This window comes from Labrenzia sp. THAF191a, assembly GCF_009363335.1.
Lineage (GTDB): Bacteria > Pseudomonadota > Alphaproteobacteria > Rhizobiales > Stappiaceae > Roseibium > Roseibium algicola.
In genome coordinates, this window is sequence record NZ_CP045335.1 from 30,638 (window position 1) to 49,734 (window position 19,097).

Sequence of the window (19,097 nt, forward strand, 5' to 3'; positions counted from 1 at the left end):
ATGCAAGCGCAGAAACAAGTAACTGCCGTTAGTCGGAAATGCGGCTCATCGCAGCAAAGTTCTGGAAAGGCCGCATAGCTTTGGGGACGGCCAGCTTCGCCACGCGAGGCGACTGCCAGGCCAACGGATCTCTGGCAAACAGCCGATAGGAACCTCGATAATCGAAGCCGTGCCTTGCCACTTCATCACGATCGGCGGCAAAGAACACCTGCGAGATGCCTGCATAAAGCGCGCTCATGTAACACATCGCGCAAGGTTCTCCTGACGCAAGCAGAATGGCCCCATGCAGATGTGGAGTTTTAAGCGTGCGGGAAGCGTCGCGGATCGCGTCGACTTCCGCATGCGCGGTCGGATCATGATGATCCCGAACGCGGTTGACACCGCGCCCGATTATTGTGCCATTTCCGTCAACGACAAGTGCGGTGAAGGGAATGCCGCCTTTGTGGACATGATCCACGGAGAAGGCGACCGCCACCTCCATGAGCTGGTCGAGGCATTCTGAACGATCCGTCCCCATCATGCTGTTTCCGCAAGCTTCGGGCTGTCGGCCAGCTTCAACCAGACGACACCTGCGATAATGATACCAAGCCAGACTGCCTGGATCAGCGTCAACGGCTGGTCGAGCAAGATGCTGCCGAAGACGGCGGCCCCGACCGAGCCGATGCCTGCCCACACCGCATAGCCGATCCCCACGTCGATGGTTCGCAGCGCGGCACTGAGGAAGTAAAGCGTGAGCAGGAAGAAAACGACGGCGGCAATCGACCAGCTCGGAATGGTGAATGCCTGACTGCCGCCGACGCTGAGCGCATAGCCGATTTCGAACGCGCTGGCGAGCATCAGCATGCCCCATGCACCGCCATTGCCCTGGGTTTTCTGTAGCGTATCCATGATTTGCTGTTCCTTTTGATCAGAAGAGAATTGGAGGAGATACTTCGTGTTTCAGTTGCTCAGGCAGCACCACTCAGGCGCAGGCCGACAACGCCGCCGATGACGAAGGCGATGCCGAGGCCTTTCTTCCAGTTGAGCTGCTGACCAAAGAACAGCGCCCCCAGGACGACGATCCCGACACCTGAGACGGAGGTCCAGATTGCGTACCCGACACCGACATCGAAGGTGAGGAGCGCAAGGCTCAGGAAGAAGGTGGCGATAGCACCGCTCACGAGGGTTGCGACGGTCCACCCGAACCGTGTGAACCCTTTTGCATTTCCGGCACTTATTGCGACCGCGATCTCAAAGATCACGGCGATTCCGAGATAAACCCAGCTCATTGCATATTCCTTTTGTAGATTGAGAGTGTGTGAAGGCGGATGCCTTTCGACCTGGCCGCGTCGATTACCGGGAGCGGCCGCTATTGCCGGGGGCGCTTTCCAGCCGGTCGATTGCCTGAAGCAATTCGTCCAGCGGGGGAACTCCCCGGAAAATCTGATCACCGACCACGATCGTGGGAACCGACGTGATTGCCATGTCTTCGCGGGCATGGCGCAGTGCTTCACGGTGACGTGCGCGGTAGGCCCCGGTTTCGAGAGCCTGCCGGGCTTCATCCGGATCGATCCCCGCTTCCGCAGCCAATGCGACAAGAACCTCGGGATCGCCGATGTTGCTATCCTCCTGGAAGAAGGCGCGCAAAATCCGCATCGAATACGGATGATCCAGTCCCCGATCCTGCGCCAGAGCCAGCAGCTCGAAAGCCTTGTTGGTGCGTGGCTGAGGCGAAATCGACGGCAGCTTGATTGGCACCTGAAGGCTTTCCGCAAGCGGATAAACCGACCGGTTCCAGATCGCCGGAAGGTAAGGATCCTCGGGCCTCAGCGTCGGCACCGGGTCGGGCCGCAATTCATGGGCCCGCCAGGATATCGGGATCTTCCTGTCACCGATCGCCGTCGTCACGACCTTTTCCGCGAGCAGGCAAAAGGGACAGACGTAGTCGGTGTAAACTGTAACGGCACTCATCAGGTGGGCTTTCACTTTATTTGTATGTGCATGCAATATAATTAGAACTTCGCTATCGTCAATATATTTGCATGCGCATGCATGTTTATTTTTGCCTTGCGAGTGAAAAATCTCTTCTTGTTGCCGCTGCCAAAGCCTCACGGAGCGACCGTGCGGCACTGCCAACGGGCGTTGGTGACTGGCAACCCTTGAGAGGTTTCGCAGTCGCGGTGGTTCGCCAAAAGTTGTTACAAAGGGATTTTGCTCAAAGGCTCAATCCGCGGGGCAAACAACGCGACGGAAATGCCTGCAAGGCCGGAGCCCTGCGGCGGCGCCATCCCTCATTGGGAACGCAAAAGGAATGGAAGAGCAATTTAGCCTTGGTCGTTAACGCTGCAACACTTCAGGTCACTGGGTGATCCTGAAGCAGCACCGATCAAGCGTTTTATCTAAGTGATATAATTTCTATCAGAATGATCAGTTTAAATGATCATTTTCCAAGCCGCCGCAATATCGATATTCACAACAGTCGCCAGCGGACAGGAGCCCCTTTGCCAGGAGTTTCCGATCCGCAGACACTCAATTGGACGGCTGGGATATCACGCGTGCAAGAGGGCGTTGCCTGTTTCCCTGTCAAACAGGTGGATGTGTTCCGGTTTGATCGAAACGGAGACCGACCGAACGCCATCTTCAACACGAACCGGAGCGGTAATCAGGAGCCCGGGATCCGTATCGGTGAGCACGTAGGAGACTGCTCCCGTTCTCTCAACGAGCGATACCGGAAGCGTCATTTCATTTCCCGAGTCCCCCTGCCCGACCATCAGGTGTTCCGGCCGCAGTCCGACCGTTACCTTCTGACCGGGCAGTTGCAGTCCCTCAAATGCGATCTCCGGTGTCCCGGGAAGAGCAAGACCAACACTCTTGCCCCCCTCCGCAACGATTCCATCGACAAAATTCATCGCCGGGGAGCCGATAAATCCTGCAACGAACTTGTTCACTGGCCTGTCGTAAAGGTCGAGTGGCGCGCCTTTCTGTTCGATGACCCCGCTTCGCATGACCACCACCTGATCGGCCATTGTCATCGCCTCGATCTGGTCGTGGGTCACATAAACGGACGTCGCACCGAGGCGATTGTGAAGTTGCCGGATTTCGGAGCGCATGTGCACCCGGAGGGCCGCATCCAGATTGGAAAGCGGTTCGTCGAACAGGAAAGCCTTCGGGTTGCGGATGATGGCCCGGCCCATGGCGACGCGCTGACGCTGTCCACCGGAGAGTTGCCGCGGATATCTGTCGAGAAGTTCGCCCAACCCGGTCACGCGGGCTATTTCCTCCACCGCCTTGTCGATTTCGGACTTGGGGCGTCTCCGGAGCCGCATGGAATAGGTCAGATTCTGGCGAACGGTCATGTGCGGATAAAGGGCATAGGACTGGAACACCATCGCAAGGTCCCGCTCGCGTGGTGCCTTATCATTGACCGCATCTCCCGCGATCCGCATCGTGCCGCTGGTGATTTTTTCCAGTCCGGCGATGGTGCGCAACAAGGTGGACTTGCCGCATCCCGAAGGCCCGACCAGAGCAACGAATTGTCCTTTGGGGATCTGCAGGCAAACGTCGCGGAGCGCGTGATAGGCGCCATAATATTTCTGTATGTTTTCCAGCTCGATCTGATAGCTCATTTGAGGGCTCCGGAGGTCAGGCCGCTGACGATCTGGCGTTGCAGCAACACAAATATGATGAGAACCGGCGTCACGTAGATCGCGGAGTAGGTCATCACACCGGACCAGTCGGACGTGTTGGGGCCCATGAAGGACTGCAGACCGACAGTCGCCGGCTGTAGCGCCCGCTGCGTGATCAGGGAGCGCGAATAGACATATTCCCCGAAGGACTGCAGGAAGATGAGCACCGACGTCACCAGAATGCCGTTTCTTGCAAGCGGGACGATGATGGACAGGAAGGCACCTATTCGCGAGTTGCCGTCGACCAGCGCGGCTTCTTCCAGCTCCCTTGGAACCTGCAGAAAGGTTGCCCGGCACAGCACGATATAGAGCGGCAGAACCTTCGCCGCCTGCGCCAGTATCACCGATGTTCTTGGCACCTCGTTGAGGCCAACCTGATTGAAGGCAACGAAAATCGGCGTGATCATCAAGGATGATGGCAAGACCTGCATCATCAGAACGATGAAGAGCACCACGTCCATCCAGCGGTTGCGGATGCGAGAGAGAACATAGGCACAGCCCGTGCCGCAGATGGCGACGATAATCGTCACCCCCGTGGCAATCAGAAGCGAGTTCCAGAGGTAGACGTCCATCTTCAGGCGCGTCCAGACTTCGCCAACCATCCATTGCGGATTTTCCGGCCAGAAGGTCGGCGGATTGGCGAAGATTTCCGTGCCGCTTTTCAGGGCCGTGATGTACATCCAGTAAAGCGGGAAGAGGTAAAGGCTCACCAGACAGAGCGCGATCGCGGTCAGGCCATATTTTTTCATCATCGCTCGACGCCTCAAGCTAGCTGTTCGTGGCGCGTGGACCGCACGTAGACCGCGGCAACGAAAATCACGAACAGGATCATCAGAACCGAGATCACCGAACCGACGCCAATCTCGTAGTACTGAAACGACAATTGCCAGCTCCAGTACTGGAAGACGTTTGAAGCATTCGACGGACCGCCCTGCGTGAGGGCTGCAAACAGGTCGAACTGCTGAAGGGTGAAAATGACGCCCAGTGAGATCACTGCTCCGAGCTGGGCGCGCATCATTGGCAAGGTGATGGTGAAAAACCGTTGAATGGCATTCGCACCGTCCATTTCGGCGGCTTCGTAGATATCCTCCGGAATTCCCGCCAGTCCGACGGACAACAGGATCATGTTGAACGGAACCCCCAGCCAGATGTTGGCGAGGATGACCGAATAAAGCGCCACATTCGGGTCGGACAGCCAGAAGATACGCTCACCGGTCAGGCCGAGAGACAACAGGACATGGTTGAGAACGCCAAAATCCCCTGCCAGAATCCAGCTCCAGACAGCGCCGACAACAAGAGCCGGCATGATCCAGCCTGCCAGGAACAACCCGCGCAACCAGGTGCTTCCCGGAAAATTCTGCTGAAAGAACATTGCCAGAGCAAATCCGATGGACAATTGCGCTGCGACCGAGATGCCGACGAATTTCACGGTATTGAGGAAGATGCCCCAAGCTTCGGGACGTGACAGCACATCAACGTAATTGTCGAGACCGACATAGGGCCTGTCGAAGGATCCGAGTGAAAACAGGTCCACTTCCTGAAACGACATGACGAGGTTGTAAACGAGCGGAAAACCCGAAAACAGAACCAGGTACCCGAGCGCCAGCGTCACGAGGATCGTGTCGAAACCGGCCCCGTCCCGGAACGGTCTGGTAAAGTTGAGCATCCGTCTCCTCCTCCATGGCGGATGAAAAAGGGTGTGCGCTCCCGTCCGGTCGGACGGCTCGCGAGCACACACCCCAAGGCAGGGCGAACATCGCAAAACCCCGCCTGAACAGACCCTACTTCAGGACCTTGTCGATGCTGGTCTGCGCGGCAGCGAGAGCATCTTCAGGTGTTGCCTGACCGGTCAGTGTCGACTGGATTGCGGTCTGGATCGCCTTGCTGATGCTCGGCCACTGCGGATGAGGTCCGCGGTTGCGGGCATATTTCATCGATTCTTCGAAGACCGCATAGATTTCCGGATACTTTGGATCCTTCGCCTCGACCTTGGAAGCCGGCAGGTAGCCGAATTCATTCCAGACGCGGTCCATGTTGTCATAGAGAAACTCCAGGAACAGGAAGGCTTCGTCCGGATTGTCGGTGCTGGCCAGAATGACGTTGTCGCCCTCCCCCAGTGCCGAGGCACGGTCCGCTCCCTCATCCGGTGCGGGCAGGAGCGCAGCCCTGAAATCGAACTTGGCTTCCGAGCTCATTCGGGGCAGTTCCCAGGGTCCCGAGATAGACATTGCGGCGGTCCCGGCATTGAAAGTACCGGTGCTGTCCCACTGACCGCGGATGAGCGTGTCCGGCGAGGCCAGTCCTTCGTCGAGGATTTTCTTCCAGAGTGAAAGCGCTCGTACCGCCCCGTCCGTGTCGACGTTGTCGTAATCCCCACCGGTCATCTGCAGCCAGGGCAGAAACTGGAAGGTGCCCTCTTCGGTCGCAACCGCAGAAAAAGCGAGGCCGTAGATATTCTCTTCCGGCTTGGTCAGCGCCTTGGCGGCTTCGTAAAGCTCGTCCCAGGTGCGTGGCGGGTTGTCGGGGTCGAGCCCGGCCGCCCGGTACATGTCGGCATTGTAGTAGAGAGCGATCGTGTTCGCCCCGCGCGGAATACCATAGATGCCGCCCTCGTAGCTGACCGATGACAGCGGTCCCGGGAAGATGTCGTCGGCATTCACGATATCGGACTGCTCGATATAGGGTTTCAGGTCGAGCAACAGTCCGCGTGAAGCAAACAGCGCCACTTCCGGATTGTCGATATAGGTGATGTCGGGAGCATCACCGGTCGCCACGCCGCGTGCGAGGTCATTGACCATGTCCTCGAACTGGACGGTCCGCACGTTGATCTTGATGTCCGGATGCTTGGCCATGAACTCGTCGGCCATGACGTAGTGATATTCGCCCGGGTCGTCGATGGTCCACAGATCCAGCTCGACCGGATCGGCAACGGCGGTTGAAGCCAGCGCGATCAGCCCGGATGTTGCCAATGCTATTGATTTCAAGTCCATGTTGGGTCTCCTCCCTGTATGCGACATGAATGACGGACGGCGTTGCCCTAGGTGAGTGAGGGATCGCCGCCTTCGTATTTGCCGGTTCCCGGTATGAAGGCACCGCCCCGGCTAGTTTTCAGATGGTTGAGCGCATGCACCTGGCCGGTCATTTCGAGCTCGTCGCGATAGACCGGGTCGTGCCAGCCCTCGATATCGATGGAGCCTGAATACCCTGCAAGACGCAGCTCGCTGATGATGTCTGTCCAGTTGCTATCGCCAAAACCCGGCGTACGCATGAAGACGAACGGATGTTTTCCGAAGATGCCGTGTTCCCGGATAACATCATGGCGGACTGTGGCGTCCTTGCCGTGCACGTGAAAGATCTTGTCGGCCCACTTGCGGATCTGCGGCAGCGGATCGATCAGATAGACAAGCTGGTGGCAAGGCTCCCATTCCAGGCCGAGATTGTCGTCCGTCGTTTCGTTGAACATCAGTTCCCAGGCATCCGGATTATGGGCGATGTTCCAATCGCCGGTCTGCCAGTTCCCGTCCATGGCGCAATTTTCAAAAGCGATCCTGACACCCTTGTCGGCGGCGCGCTTTGCAAGCTCGGACCAGACTTCCTTGTATCTGGGCAGGCTGTCTTCCAGGGGCTTGCCACGGATCCTGCCGGTAAAGCCGGCGACGCAAGTGGCGCCGAAGTGATGGGCGTTATCGATACAGTCCTTCCATCCCTGAAGGGTTTCGCGATCCAGCGGCTGATCTTCCAGCGGGTTCCCGAACATGCCCAGGGTCGAGATGGTGATGTCCCGGTCGCCGATCGCCTCAACACAGCGCTTGCCGAGCTCGGCCAGGTCCTGCCCGTTGGTCGTCTGCCAGAAGAACGGTTCGAAGCTTTCAAACCCGAGATCGGCGATTTCATCGATCCGCTTCGCAGCTTCTCCGCCCGTGGCGGCGATCATCGTTCCGATGCGAATGGATTTTGCAGGATTGCTCATGAATGAATGTCCTCGGGTCAGATATCTATCTCGACGAAGCGCTCTTCCTCGGCGCTCCGGATTGCAGCAAATGTCATGGCGAGTGAGCGGATGTTGTCGGCGGAATCCGTGAGAGCGGCCCTGCCAGTCTCACGCGCGTCCAGGAAATCGGCGATGACGCCTGCATGGCCGGTGGCCTCCAGCGATGCGGGCAATTCGGGCACCTCGACCTCTTCCAGCGGATACAGAAAGCCTTCGGCCGATTTCACGATTTCGGCCCGGAAGCCTTCGTTGCCGTCCCACAAAAGAGTTCCGCGCGATCCGATGATCCGCCAGGAGGCTTCCCAGTCCGTGCGCGCACCTTCCGCACACCACGAGCCGCGATAGGTCATGGTCACATTGTCATGGCAGTCGAAGATGGCGGCGGCACTGGCTCCGTGGCGGTACCAGGAATGGGACGGATTGCTCTCGTGACAGAAGACCCGGCGCGGTTCCAGCCCGGCGACGAAACGGGCCGCGTCGAAAGTGTGGATCGCCATGTCGTGCAACAGCACGTGGTCCATCTCCTCCCGGAACCCACCGAAATGCGGTGCGATGAAGAAGTCGCAATGGACCTCCGCAATCCGCCCAATGCCACCCTGGTCCAGGAACTGTTTTGCACGCCGGATGCCGGGCAGAAACCGGCGGTTCTGAATCACGGCATGCACCCTGCCCTGATCCCGTCGCACGTCGAGCAGTGCTTTTGCCTCATCCAGCGAATTCGCCATCGGTTTTTCGGAAAGCACATCGCAGCCGGCAGCAAAGCCCTGGGTCACCACCTCGTTGCGGGCAGATGGCACGACGATGTCGAACAAGAGGTCTGGCTTCAGCCTGGACAGCAGTTCCGTCAGATCGTTTCCGGCCTCTGCATTGCCGAAGCCGGAGGTCTGAGCACGTTTTTGCGCAAGGTCCGTATCAAGGTCGACAAAGCCGACAATCTCAACCCGCTTGCCGGAAGAGTTGATGTCCTGAAGTGCACGTAGCCAGCCCTCGGACATGGCTCCGCACCCCACCATGACGGCGGTCTGCATGTGATTTCCTCCCATCGGGCGCGGTTGTGACCTTTCGTCTTTCCGGGCTCCGTAAACGTTTACGACGCTAGATTACGATGGAACTTTGTGTCAAGAAGTTTCGTAAACGTTTTCGGAAATCTTTTCAGGAGCCCCTGTCCTTGAACATAAAAGACCTCGCGCAACATCTTGGGATCTCTATCGGAACCGTTTCGCGAGCGCTGAACGACAAGCCGGATGTAAACGCAAAGACCCGAGAGCGTGTGCTCAATGCCGCAGTTGAACTCGGCTACAGTGCGAACGCTTCGGGCCGTTCGCTGCGTCGTGGAACAACGCAGACAATCGCCTTCATGCTCGAAACCGGGCAGTCGGAACTCAGGAGCGGCGACAACTTCTTCATGCGCGTGATAGACGCCATGCAGGCCGAACTCGACGATCAGGGCTATGATCTCATCATCCTGCCCTGCCATTCCGCCAACGATCCGACGGAGTTCCTGAAACGCGTTATCGCGCGTGGCACGGCGGACGCCATTGTTGTAACCGCGACCATGAAGAACGATCCGCGGATCGAGTTCCTGCTCAAGTCACGGCTCCCGTTCCTGACACTCGGAAGGTCACGCCTGGAAGACCAGCACCCCTGGATCGATCTCGATTTCGAAGGATATGTCGATCAGACAATCCGCAAGCTGGTGGCTCTCGGGCACAAACGCATTGCCATTACCGTGCCGCCGACCCGATCCAACATCGCCAGTGTGTTGCGCGAAGCCTATGAAACCGCAGTTGCCGAAACGGGGCTGGAATTCGATCCCGGTCTGATCTTCGAGTGTGAAGTCAGCGAGTCCGGCGGCAATCAGGTGACCCGCCAGATCCTGGAAATGCCCAACCGGGCGACCGCGCTGCTGCTGAACTACGAACTGATGGCATTTGGCGTTTACTCGGCCCTTCAGGAAGCCGGGCTGTCACCGGGCAAGGACCTGTCGGTTGCAACACTGCGCAGAAGCAAGCTCCTTCGCTTCCTCAACCCGCCGGTAACGGCATTCGAGATCGATCTGGAGCAGCTTGGGCGAACAATCGCGAGGGAAGTTCTGCAAGTGCTGCGCGACAACAGCCACAAGACCAGGATTGTCTGGCCTGCCACGATGGCCATAACCGAGAGTTTCGCGCCGCCACCTGGCCGGTAGCCCAGCTCGTATCCGACCGGCTTGCCACTTGTTTTTCCACGGACGCTGCCCTCCCCTTCCAAAGGCAGTCAGTCCCTTATGATACGTCACTACATCGGAAATCTCTGCGCAGCTGCGTCAAACAGAGCGGACGAACAAGTCGTTCCAAGGACATCGCCGACCGGTCGTGTCAGCCATTCCGGTTGAAGTGCACCCGACAGGAATGACGGCAGTTTCTTTTCGTGCTCGCTGAAAGTCTGTGTGCTCATCAGGCTGGGATCGGCGTCCAGGCACAGGGTCAGGTTGCTTGCGTCACCCTCCCCTCGGAAAGTGAGATTGAAGCCGTCAGCGGGGCCACTGCCAAGAATGTGGCGGCGAGACCTGCAACCGGTAAAAGCCGGTGCATTGAAGGGCAGCACGTTGATCAGGGGAGAGAAGAAGTACCGGCTGCCTTCCGTCAGCCCCTGGTCTTGTGAAATCTGCTCGATACGGTAGCGGCTGTACCGTCTTTGGCGTTTCAGCTCAGCGGCCGAGCCTTTCAGAAAATCTGCCAGGGTGTCGGTTCTGTTCACCTCCATCCGGAACGGCAGAATGTTGACCAGCAACGCCGGCAAATGCGCCCCCACACTGCCCCACCGGCTCATGAAAGGAAGCCAGAGTGTCAACGCATTCTCGGGCGGCATCTGCCGACCGGCCCGTTCGCCCAGAAGATAGAGACCGCAGAGCAGTGTCAGGAGATCCGGCCAGCCAATTTCAACCGCCGCAGCGGTTGCCTGCAGGTTTCGCGTGAACTTCGGAAATAGGGAAACCTGAGCGTGATAGCCGGGGCCACCATAGTCTTCATCTCCCCTCTCCAGAACTTCGATGTCGGCGGCTCTTGCGAAATAGTTCGACCAGAACGCCTTGTCGTCGTTCCACTGCCGGCTCTCCTGATATCGAGCCTCTTCAGACAGAAAACTTGCCAGCGGATGGAATGGCAGACCGGCATCGCCCTGGCCGCGATAATGATTGTACAGCTCGGCACAACGCTGTTCGATCAGTGCCAGACCATATCCATCGACGATGATATGGTGAGCGCGGATGTACCAGAGGTAGTTTCTCTCCCCGACGCGGTAAAGCGCATGCGCCGACAGTTTATCGTGCCGCAAATCCAGCTTTGCGGCCAGATCGGTTTCCATCCGCTTTCTGGCGACTTCCAGTGGCTCGGCCTCCTCGCGCAAGTCCACCTGTATAAGCGCGGGCAGAAACTCCGGATCGCAAACTTGAACCGGCGCTCCACCATCCGGGCTCACCCGAAACCGCGCCGACAGGATCTCGGCCTCGCGGATGGTGCGTGTGATCGCCCTGGTCAGCGCAGGCTCGTCAATGTCGCCTTCAAGCTCGATGTAATGCGCGACCGTCGACACGGGCTGGTCGGGATGAAAAGTGAATTCTTCCCAGAAGTCGAGCTGTGGCAGCGTCAGCGGCATCTCACCGGTTGGACCGATGTCCGGCATGAACGAAACTCCTTTTACGATTTCAAATGACGGCGGAATTTTTCGCAAGGTTGGAAAACGGAACGTCTTGAGGCCAATCAAGGCAACTCTCGAGAAACGAGTTCCTCCACCTGGTTCGCGTTTCGGCACATGAGAAGTTGCTTTGGCGGCAAAGCGACGCCGAATTCGTCGGAGATGCGCTGAGCGATCGTCTTGAGATGCGACGGTAAAAGCCCCATCGACAGGAAGTCGGTAGCCCCATTTACGGCTGACGTTGCTCCGCAGCCGACGACCTCCAGATAGATGTCGAGAAGCCGGCGGTTTGCCGGGGATACTTTCCTTTGCGGCGCCGGTTGTCTGGAAGAAAAATCTGCAAGCAATTGCCTCGCAGCCCTTCGATCCGGTTTTCCGTTGGCAGACAAAGGAATGCTATCCACCTTTAAAAAGTACGCGGGAACGTGGGATTCCTGCAGGTGCTGTCTTGCAAAATTGCGAAGGTCCGCATCGGAAAGTCCGCTTCCAGGAACCGGTTCATAAAGGGCGCCCAATTCGGTTTCCCCACGGCGTTCGTCTCCAAGATCCGTCAGTAGAACGCGGGCGACGTCAGGGTGTTTCACAAGTTCATTCTCGACGTCAGGCATGGAAATGCGGACGCCGCGCACCTTGACGTAGCCCTGAACGCGGCTGTCGAACAGGATCAGGCCGTCGCGCCTGTATCGCCCCCGGTCTCCGGACCGGAATGCGCGAACCGGCTCTCCGTGCTCATCCCGGATCATGACGAAGTCATGCTGCCGCAACTCGCCGCCTTCCAGATATCCGAGCGCCGTGTTCACACCCGAAGAATGGATACGGCCAACAACACCGACAGGGCAGTGCTCGCCTTTCTCGTTGAGCACGAAATACCGGTTTGCCGGCAGCGGGCGGCCATAAGGTATGTTGCCCGTGTCTTCCGGGCAGATCCTGTGCCAGATACTCCAGATCGTGGTTTCGGTCGGTCCGCCGATTGAACTCAGTCGGATGGCCGGGTTGCTGCGCCTGACATCTGCGATCACCGCCGGTTTGAGGTAGTCACCGCCCTGGTTAATCAGGCGCAGGTTGGCAAGTTCCGGCTTTTGGCGGCAGGAAAGCAGCATCTCGAAGATTGTCGGAACCGACGACCAGATCGTTACGCCGTGCGCGTCAATCAGCTGGTTCCACCGAACCGCATCCTTCTCCTCGCCTTCAGCAGGTTGAACCAGCGTTCCGCCAGCGGTCAGACACCCGAAGACCTCATAGACAGACATGTCGTGATGCAATGGACTGACTGAAATGAAGACGTCATCTGAAGTGACTTCCCACTCCGCATTGGTGCTGCCGATGACGTTGTCGGTCGATCGGTTGGACAGCACGACGCATTTCGGTTTCCCGGTCGTACCTGAGGTATAAAGATAGTACGCAGCCTCCGGACTGGACGAAAGCTCCTGAAGCGGTGGCATGAAGTCAAATACGTCGCCGGAGGGGTCTCCCTGCAGCAGCGTCTCGGCAGAAACGACGTCGTAGCCCTCAACCGGCTGCGTTCCGACGACCAGGTCTGGCTTGCAATTGTCGCAGAGAAATTTTCTGCGCTCTTCTGGGGCAGAAGCATCCACTGGAACCCAGATTACCCCACGCAGCGCACAGGCCAGCGTCACCATTGTCTGCTCAGGAGAACGCGGCAGCGCAAGAACCGCAACATTTCCCTTTTGAAGGTTTCGGGCTGCGAGAGACGCCAGCACCTTGTGCACGCCCCTGCCGAGCTCTGCATAGGAGACCCGACGTGCACCGCAGACGAGCGCGTCGTTTTCCGGCGGTGCTGAAAACATGTTGTCGGCAATGCGCCTCAGGAACCCGCAGGCGGCATAAGTCTCCTCCCGCATGTTGAACCGATAGTGGTCGAAATCCAGCACGTTTCGCGCTTCGACCTGAAGCTCATCGCTTTCGCAGATGGCGGTCACGGCCCTGTCGATGGCTGCAAGAATGTCATCAACGACGGTGCGCTCGATAGCTTCGACGGCATGATCGATATCGATCGCCAGGCCTCCGTCGGCCAACGCACCCAGGCGAATGTCCAATGCGACCTGCGGTGTCTGTGTCAGGCCGTCATGCAGGCGAACGTGCGCATCGGAGGAGAGCACTGGCCAGGACAGCCCGTTCGTGAGGACAACCGGCAGGGCGACACCACTTGCACCACCTCCGAGATCCATCAGGAACCGGCTGATGTCGACGCCGGAAAACGACAGGTGATCCAGCCCCTCCAGAACGTCGTCCTGCAAGGCCCTTGCCCTGGCAACAAAATCGTCTGTTCCCTGCCCGTCCCAGGCGACGGCAAAGAACGTCGACCCGTTTTGGTATCCCCCTTCCGTTCGCGGGGCCGCCGGTACTCCGACATGAAGGCTCCCTTCGCTCAACCAGTGCGACAGAACTTCCAGGATTACGGCCGACAGCATCGTATTTCGAAAGAGGCTCGCCTTTGCCCCCATGCGCGTGAGCTTGCGGAATCGCGCTGTATCGATTGTCAAACCGGCGCGCGCATAGCGAGAGGTTCCAATGGTCTCCAGAGATTTCGCCCAGGGAAGCTTCGGCACGCCTTCGTAAGACCGGAGCTTGGCCTTCCAGTAGTTTGCATCAGCCTCGTTCTGGCTCTTGATCGGCTCTATGGCAGAAGGAACAGGCAAGCTTGTCGCGGATTCGATCTGTCGATCCTCAAACAGTTCAACCATCAGCGCAGCTATGGAAAAACCGTCCAGGATCAGCGCATCGAACCGGAAGAAGATTGCACAGTCATCTCCGGTCTCGCCGCCCGTTTCGGGCAGCTGGAACGCGACGACCCGCCAGGGCGGTGCTGTCAGGTCGAACAGCTCATGGGAAAACCCCTGCTTCAACTCGGCGATCTTTTGCTCAGCACTTTCCGGCGTCTGGTCGGACAGATCGATGCGGAGGAAATCGACCTGCGGCGTTGCCAGGACCTGTCTCGATTGGCTTTGGCCGTCGACAACCGTCCGCAGGCTGTCATATCGCTCCGCCAGATGGAGCAGCCGGCGCTCCAGAAGAGCGAGGTTGAAGCGACCGCGATACTCGCGAAACTCCTGCATCGCGACACCGCCGAGAGGCACATATTCGCTTCTGCCAAGGAGGTACGCGCGCTGCAGCGACGTCAGTTCGGATGTCATGATGTCTCCAGCGGATCTATTCGGCAGGTTGAGCTGCAAGCGAAATCCGGCTACTTGCGCCAACCGCCTGCAGAAAAGCTCGTGCGATGCTGTCCGACGCCTTGCCGGAGCGATCATTGATCAGGGATGCCAGGGCAGCAGTTGTGCTCGCAGGCCCAATGTCCTCCGGTGCAATGGCTGCAGACGGAATGTAACGATTGAGAAAGGTGACGAAGTCCGCAAGATCGCCCTCGCCCAGTCCGAAATCTCGGATAGGGAGATACATGTCAGCGTCACTGCCAGTCACCCTGCCCGGCGCCAGCCGGTTCAACAGTTCCAGAAGCATGTCTTCGGTGTATGTGGCGGGCCGTCTTGCAGAGCCGCACGTCATGACGCTGCAAACTGCCTGTTCGCCAAGTGACCGCGGGTCGGCCGCAACTTTCCTCGCGAGCCGCTCATAGCTCTTGAACGCGGCATCGACCCAGGCTTCGGGCAGTGCGTCATATCGGATATCCCAGTTGAGCAGGATACCGCCGTCCAGTTCCGCAACTTGAGCATCCAGGGCAACTTGCGGCCCTTGTGACACGGCCCAGTTCATCGATCCGAAATGCTGGCGGACACGTTCGGAGAAGAGGCCTCCCATAGGCAGACCGAGGCCGGAGGTAAACACGATGGGCGCAGACTGCAGGGACCGTTGATGGCGCGACAGATCACGCATCACGCTGACACCCGGATAGGCAGAATGGGCGAGCAGGTCCAGCATTCTGCCGGCCAGAGATTTGCAAACCTCTTCGTAGGTCTCCCCGGGCCGTAGATCGACCGCCAGAATGAGGGTGTTGGAAAAGTCTCCGACAAGCCGCTCGACACCGGCGGTGTAAGGCGCGCGCCAGAACATTGGCACGTTGAGACGAAAACGGCCGCTGCCGGTGGCCCCTCCCACAACAGCGGCGAACAACCCCAGCATCAATGCCGACACTGTCACGCGCAGCCGGCGTGCGGTCCCTTCCAGTGACCTGCGTTCGCCAGGCGACAGATAGGCGGCGAGCCTGCCGCTTTTGACCCGTTGGCCAGCGGCAACGACCGGCAGATCGGGCGCCGGCGGCATGTCATCCAGACGCTCTTGCCACCAGCGCTTGTCTTCCCGCTGACGCCTGTGCAAATCCACATCATCGGCTTTGGCGTCCAGCCAGTCGAAAAAGCTGCTTTCCCCGGGTTCCACCGGCAATGAGGGCTTTTCGTAGTACCGGGCAAGGTCCTCCATGAGGAGGCAGAAACTCGGCGGGTCGATCGCCGCCATATCCGTGTCGACATGCAAGCGGCCGGCCCCATCGGGCAGCAGGCTAAGTCCGAATGCCGACGTCTCACCGCTGGCAAGGTCCAGCGATCGACTGGTCCAGCTCTCCCGCTTTTCCGCCAATCGATGGGCGAGTGCTTGCGGTTTGAGACGGCTCAGGTCCTCAACCTCGAAAGACAGGCTTTCTTCTGTTTTTCCAATGATTTGCCGGCCATCCGCCGTGATTTGCATGCGAAGCATGGCATGCGTCTCATAGAGTTTGCGAACCGCCTCCTCCAGCCGGGTCGGATCGATGTTGCTGCCATCGAATTCCACATAAAGATGAGCTGATACATTTCCGAGGAAGCTCTTGGCTTCGCGCCCGGTCCAGTAAGCGGCCTGCATGGGTGTAAGATTTTTCATTGCGACTTTTGGTGTTGACAAAACATGAGTATCATACTCAAGTATTGAAGCAGGTCAACCATTCATATAGGAGATGCTCCATGGCAACCGGAGCGAGAGTGATGCGTCACGAAGACGTGGCCATCCAGCCTGATCCCAAGCGAAAATTTCTGTTCACTTCAGGCAGAAACGAACTGCATGCCGACGGAATTCGTGAGCGGATTGCCGTCCCGGCCCGGACCGGAAAAACTTCGGGCGACCTGTTTCAAGCCACGGTTGGCGCAGCCCTGGAACGCGCCCGCAATGCTGGCCAGAAAAACCCGATTGTCGTTGGTGCCATTCCGTTCGATCTCGGTGAGGTGTCCTGCCTCTACGTGCCTGAACGCCATGAATGGCGCACCTGCAAGGAGCCGAACGGAGGCGCCGTCACCAAACGCATCATGCCGGAGCTGCTCGCGCAGCGGAGTTATCCGGATGAGGCCGGCTTCAAACGGGCCGTCCAACACGCCATCGTCAACTTCCAGCACAGTGATGTCCGCAAGGCCGTCCTTTCTGTCATACGGGAACTGCAATTTGCAGAGCCTGTCGATGTCGACCGGCTCATGACAAGCCTGCGGGCCCAGAACACCGACGGCTATCAGTTCCAGGTGCCACTTCCGGATGGCAGCGAGCTGATCGGCGTCAGTCCGGAATTGCTCATTCGCAAGAACGGACGTTCGTTTACGTCAAACCCGCTAGCGGGGTCGACCAGACGCCTGCCCGAACTCTCCGCCGACAAGGACGCCGGCACTGAATTGCTTCGCTCCGAAAAGGATCGCTACGAGCACAGGCTGGTCGTCGAGGACATTCACCGATTGCTGCAACCCTATTGCTCACAGATCGATGTGCCGGATCAGCCGTCGCTTCTTGGCACAGCGGCTTTGTGGCATTTGTCCACCAGGATCGAGGGACAGCTGAACGACCCGTCGATGACCGTGTTGCAGCTAGCATGCCTCCTGCATCCGACGCCGGCTGTCTGCGGATATCCAACCGAGTTGGCTCACCGTCTCATCCGGTTTGTCGAACCGTTCGAGCGCGGGCTTTTCACCGGAATTGTCGGCTGGTGCGACGCCCAGGGCAACGGCGAATGGGCCATCACCATCCGCTGCGGCATCGTAGAGCGTGACGTGGTGCGGCTTTTTGCAGGCGCCGGCATCGTTGAGGCCTCTCAACCGGACTGCGAATGGGCCGAAGTCCAGACCAAACTGGGTACCATGCTCAAGGCTTGCGGCCTCGCCGCCTGAGCCCCTGACCTTACCAAACAATCAGGTTTCCAATGAACGTCGAATTTCAGCGCTGGCCAGAGGATCTGGCAGCGCATTACCGCTCCTGTGCCTACTGGATCGATCAGCCTTTGACCCGAATTCTGGATCAACAAAGGCAAACGCGCCCCTCCGCGCCGGCGATCGTGTGCAGCGAACGAACCCTTTCCTATGACGCACTCGACCGACTGTCCTCCAATCTGGCTGCAAGATTGGCGGCAAAAGGGTTGGGCCACGGTGACACCGCACTGGTACAGCTGCCAAACCTCGCCGAGTTCTACATCGCCTTTTTTGCGTTGCTGAAGGCCGGCATTGCACCGGTCAACGCGCTTTACAGCCATCGGCGTCACGAGATGACGGCCTATGCCCGGCAGATCGAACCGAAACTTCTGATCGCCAGCCGCCAACATGAGCTGTTCAGGACGGAAGACTTCATCGGCACCCTGCAGGAAATGCAGGACGGTGCTCTCACTGTTCTTCTTATGGACGAAGCAGATCCCGCCTCCAGCCTGTCACACTGGATCGAAAGTGCTCCGGACGGCGTTGCCCCCGATTACAGCCAGACACCCCCAGGCGAAGTCGCCTTCTTCCAGCTGTCCGGCGGCAGCACGGGTACACCGAAGCTGATCCCACGCACGCACAACGACTACGACTACAGCGTCAGGGCCAGCGCGGAAATTTGCGACCTGACACCCGAAACGCGGTTTCTTTGCGCGTTGCCGGCCGGGCATAACTTTCCGCTCAGTTCACCTGGCGCACTCGGAGTGTTCCATGCCGGAGGCTGCGTCGTGCTCGCCCCCAATCCGGAACCTCTTGCCTGTTTCGAGCTTATTCGCAAACACAAGGTGACCATGGCCGGTCTTGTGCCTTCCGCCGTCAATCTCTGGCTTCAGGCAGCGCCTGATCATCGCAAGGCGCTGGAGAGCCTGAAACTCCTGCAGGTGGGCGGCGCGCACTTTCCAGAGTCCCATGCGCGTCTGGTCCCTCAGATACTTGGCTGCAAGCTGCAACAGGTCTTCGGAATGGCGGAAGGACTGGTGAATTACACCCGTCTGAATGATCCGGATGAGCTTGTCTTCACGACACAGGGACGCCCGATCAGCCCTGACGACGAAATCAAGATTGTCGGAGAAGACGGGCAACCTGTTCCCGACGGCGAAACGGGCAGACTCGCGACGCGTGGTCCTTACACCTTCCGCGGCTACTTTCGAAGCCCGGAACACAATGCCGATGTCTTCGATGAGGACGGGTTCTACTATTCCGGTGACCTGGTGTGCCGGACCGTTGAAGGCTATCTGCGGGTAGTTGGACGGGTAAAGGACCAGATCAACCGGGGCGGCGAGAAGATAGCCGCGGAAGAAGTGGAAAGCCTGCTTCTGCTTCATCCTGATGTCCGAGAAGCGGCCCTTGTCGCCATCCAGGATCCGGCACTCGGCGAGAAAAGCTGTGCTGTCATCGTCTCGGACAACTCCTGCATCAAGCCGCTTGCTCTTCGCAGGCACCTGATGTCGCTCGGAGTCGCCGACTACAAGCTGCCTGACCGCTTCAGTTTTGCGGACGCCATTCCCCTCACAGCCTTCGGCAAACCCGACAAGAAGAAGCTGCGCATGGATCTCGCGCAGAAATTCACTCCCGCTCTGACACAGTAGAGGTTCC

Annotated in this window: 16 protein-coding genes; 3 read left to right on the top strand and 13 right to left on the bottom strand. The window is 58.6% G+C overall.

Annotated features, from left to right (window positions below; all coding sequences use genetic code 11):
* Positions 1-28 precede the first annotated feature (28 nt).
* The 10 genes from FIV05_RS28565 to FIV05_RS28610 all read right to left on the bottom strand — a co-directional run bounded on the left by FIV05_RS28565 (position 29) and on the right by FIV05_RS28610 (position 8,684).
* Positions 29-517, bottom strand: coding sequence for a nucleoside deaminase (locus FIV05_RS28565; protein WP_173014034.1), 489 nt, complete (start codon positions 515-517; stop codon positions 29-31).
* A complete protein-coding gene (locus tag FIV05_RS28570; RefSeq protein WP_152512179.1) occupies positions 517-888 on the bottom strand; it encodes a multidrug efflux SMR transporter in 372 nt (123 codons plus the stop codon). Before FIV05_RS28570 ends, FIV05_RS28565 begins: the two co-directional genes overlap by 1 nt.
* Positions 889-947: 59 nt before the next feature.
* Positions 948-1,268: a multidrug efflux SMR transporter gene (locus FIV05_RS28575; RefSeq protein ID WP_152507773.1), complete on the bottom strand. Its 321-nt coding sequence runs from the start codon at positions 1,266-1,268 to the stop codon at positions 948-950.
* A 64-nt stretch (positions 1,269-1,332) separates the two neighbouring features.
* A complete protein-coding gene (locus FIV05_RS28580) occupies positions 1,333-1,950 on the bottom strand; it encodes a DsbA family oxidoreductase (RefSeq protein ID WP_152512178.1) in 618 nt (205 codons plus the stop codon).
* 578 nt (positions 1,951-2,528) lie between these two features.
* On the bottom strand, positions 2,529-3,605 hold the full coding sequence (gene ugpC, locus FIV05_RS28585) for a sn-glycerol-3-phosphate ABC transporter ATP-binding protein UgpC (protein ID WP_152512177.1): 1,077 nt from the start codon (positions 3,603-3,605) through the stop codon (positions 2,529-2,531).
* Positions 3,602-4,417 carry a carbohydrate ABC transporter permease gene (locus FIV05_RS28590; protein WP_152512176.1) on the bottom strand — a complete coding sequence of 272 codons (816 nt, stop codon included), beginning with the start codon at positions 4,415-4,417 and terminating at the stop codon, positions 3,602-3,604. The genes ugpC and FIV05_RS28590 overlap by 4 nt, the downstream gene beginning before the upstream one ends.
* Before the next feature lie 11 nt (positions 4,418-4,428).
* Positions 4,429-5,331 (bottom strand): sugar ABC transporter permease, encoded by a 903-nt coding sequence (locus tag FIV05_RS28595; RefSeq protein ID WP_023001537.1) that lies wholly within the window; start codon positions 5,329-5,331, stop codon positions 4,429-4,431.
* Positions 5,332-5,446: 115 nt separating this feature from the next.
* Positions 5,447-6,655, bottom strand: coding sequence for a sugar ABC transporter substrate-binding protein (locus FIV05_RS28600; RefSeq protein WP_173014024.1), 1,209 nt, complete (start codon positions 6,653-6,655; stop codon positions 5,447-5,449).
* A 47-nt stretch (positions 6,656-6,702) separates the two neighbouring features.
* Complete coding sequence (locus tag FIV05_RS28605) at positions 6,703-7,635, bottom strand: sugar phosphate isomerase/epimerase (RefSeq protein ID WP_152512175.1); 933 nt, start codon at positions 7,633-7,635, stop codon at positions 6,703-6,705.
* 17 nt (positions 7,636-7,652) lie between these two features.
* Positions 7,653-8,684 carry a Gfo/Idh/MocA family oxidoreductase gene (locus FIV05_RS28610; protein WP_152512174.1) on the bottom strand — a complete coding sequence of 344 codons (1,032 nt, stop codon included), beginning with the start codon at positions 8,682-8,684 and terminating at the stop codon, positions 7,653-7,655.
* A gap of 140 nt (positions 8,685-8,824) precedes the next feature.
* Here FIV05_RS28610 and FIV05_RS28615 point away from each other — a divergent pair, with 140 nt between their 5' ends.
* Complete coding sequence (locus FIV05_RS28615; RefSeq protein ID WP_075281880.1) at positions 8,825-9,844, top strand: LacI family DNA-binding transcriptional regulator; 1,020 nt, start codon at positions 8,825-8,827, stop codon at positions 9,842-9,844.
* 89 nt (positions 9,845-9,933) lie between these two features.
* Here the strand turns inward: FIV05_RS28615 and FIV05_RS28620 are convergent, their stop codons facing one another.
* The 3 genes from FIV05_RS28620 to FIV05_RS28630 all read right to left on the bottom strand — a co-directional run bounded on the left by FIV05_RS28620 (position 9,934) and on the right by FIV05_RS28630 (position 16,161).
* Entirely contained in the window at positions 9,934-11,319 is a 1,386-nt protein-coding gene (locus tag FIV05_RS28620) for a condensation domain-containing protein (RefSeq protein ID WP_286202336.1), read from the bottom strand.
* A gap of 77 nt (positions 11,320-11,396) precedes the next feature.
* On the bottom strand, positions 11,397-14,486 hold the full coding sequence (locus FIV05_RS28625) for an AMP-binding protein (RefSeq protein ID WP_173014025.1): 3,090 nt from the start codon (positions 14,484-14,486) through the stop codon (positions 11,397-11,399).
* Positions 14,487-14,502: 16 nt separating this feature from the next.
* Complete coding sequence (locus tag FIV05_RS28630) at positions 14,503-16,161, bottom strand: condensation domain-containing protein (RefSeq protein WP_152512172.1); 1,659 nt, start codon at positions 16,159-16,161, stop codon at positions 14,503-14,505.
* 101 nt (positions 16,162-16,262) lie between these two features.
* Between FIV05_RS28630 and FIV05_RS28635 the strand changes: the two genes are divergently transcribed.
* Both FIV05_RS28635 and FIV05_RS28640 read left to right on the top strand, forming a co-directional pair.
* Positions 16,263-17,423 (top strand): isochorismate synthase, encoded by a 1,161-nt coding sequence (locus tag FIV05_RS28635; RefSeq protein ID WP_286202351.1) that lies wholly within the window; start codon positions 16,263-16,265, stop codon positions 17,421-17,423.
* A gap of 32 nt (positions 17,424-17,455) precedes the next feature.
* Positions 17,456-19,090 (top strand): (2,3-dihydroxybenzoyl)adenylate synthase, encoded by a 1,635-nt coding sequence (locus tag FIV05_RS28640; RefSeq protein ID WP_152512170.1) that lies wholly within the window; start codon positions 17,456-17,458, stop codon positions 19,088-19,090.
* The last annotated feature ends 7 nt before the right edge of the window (positions 19,091-19,097 follow it).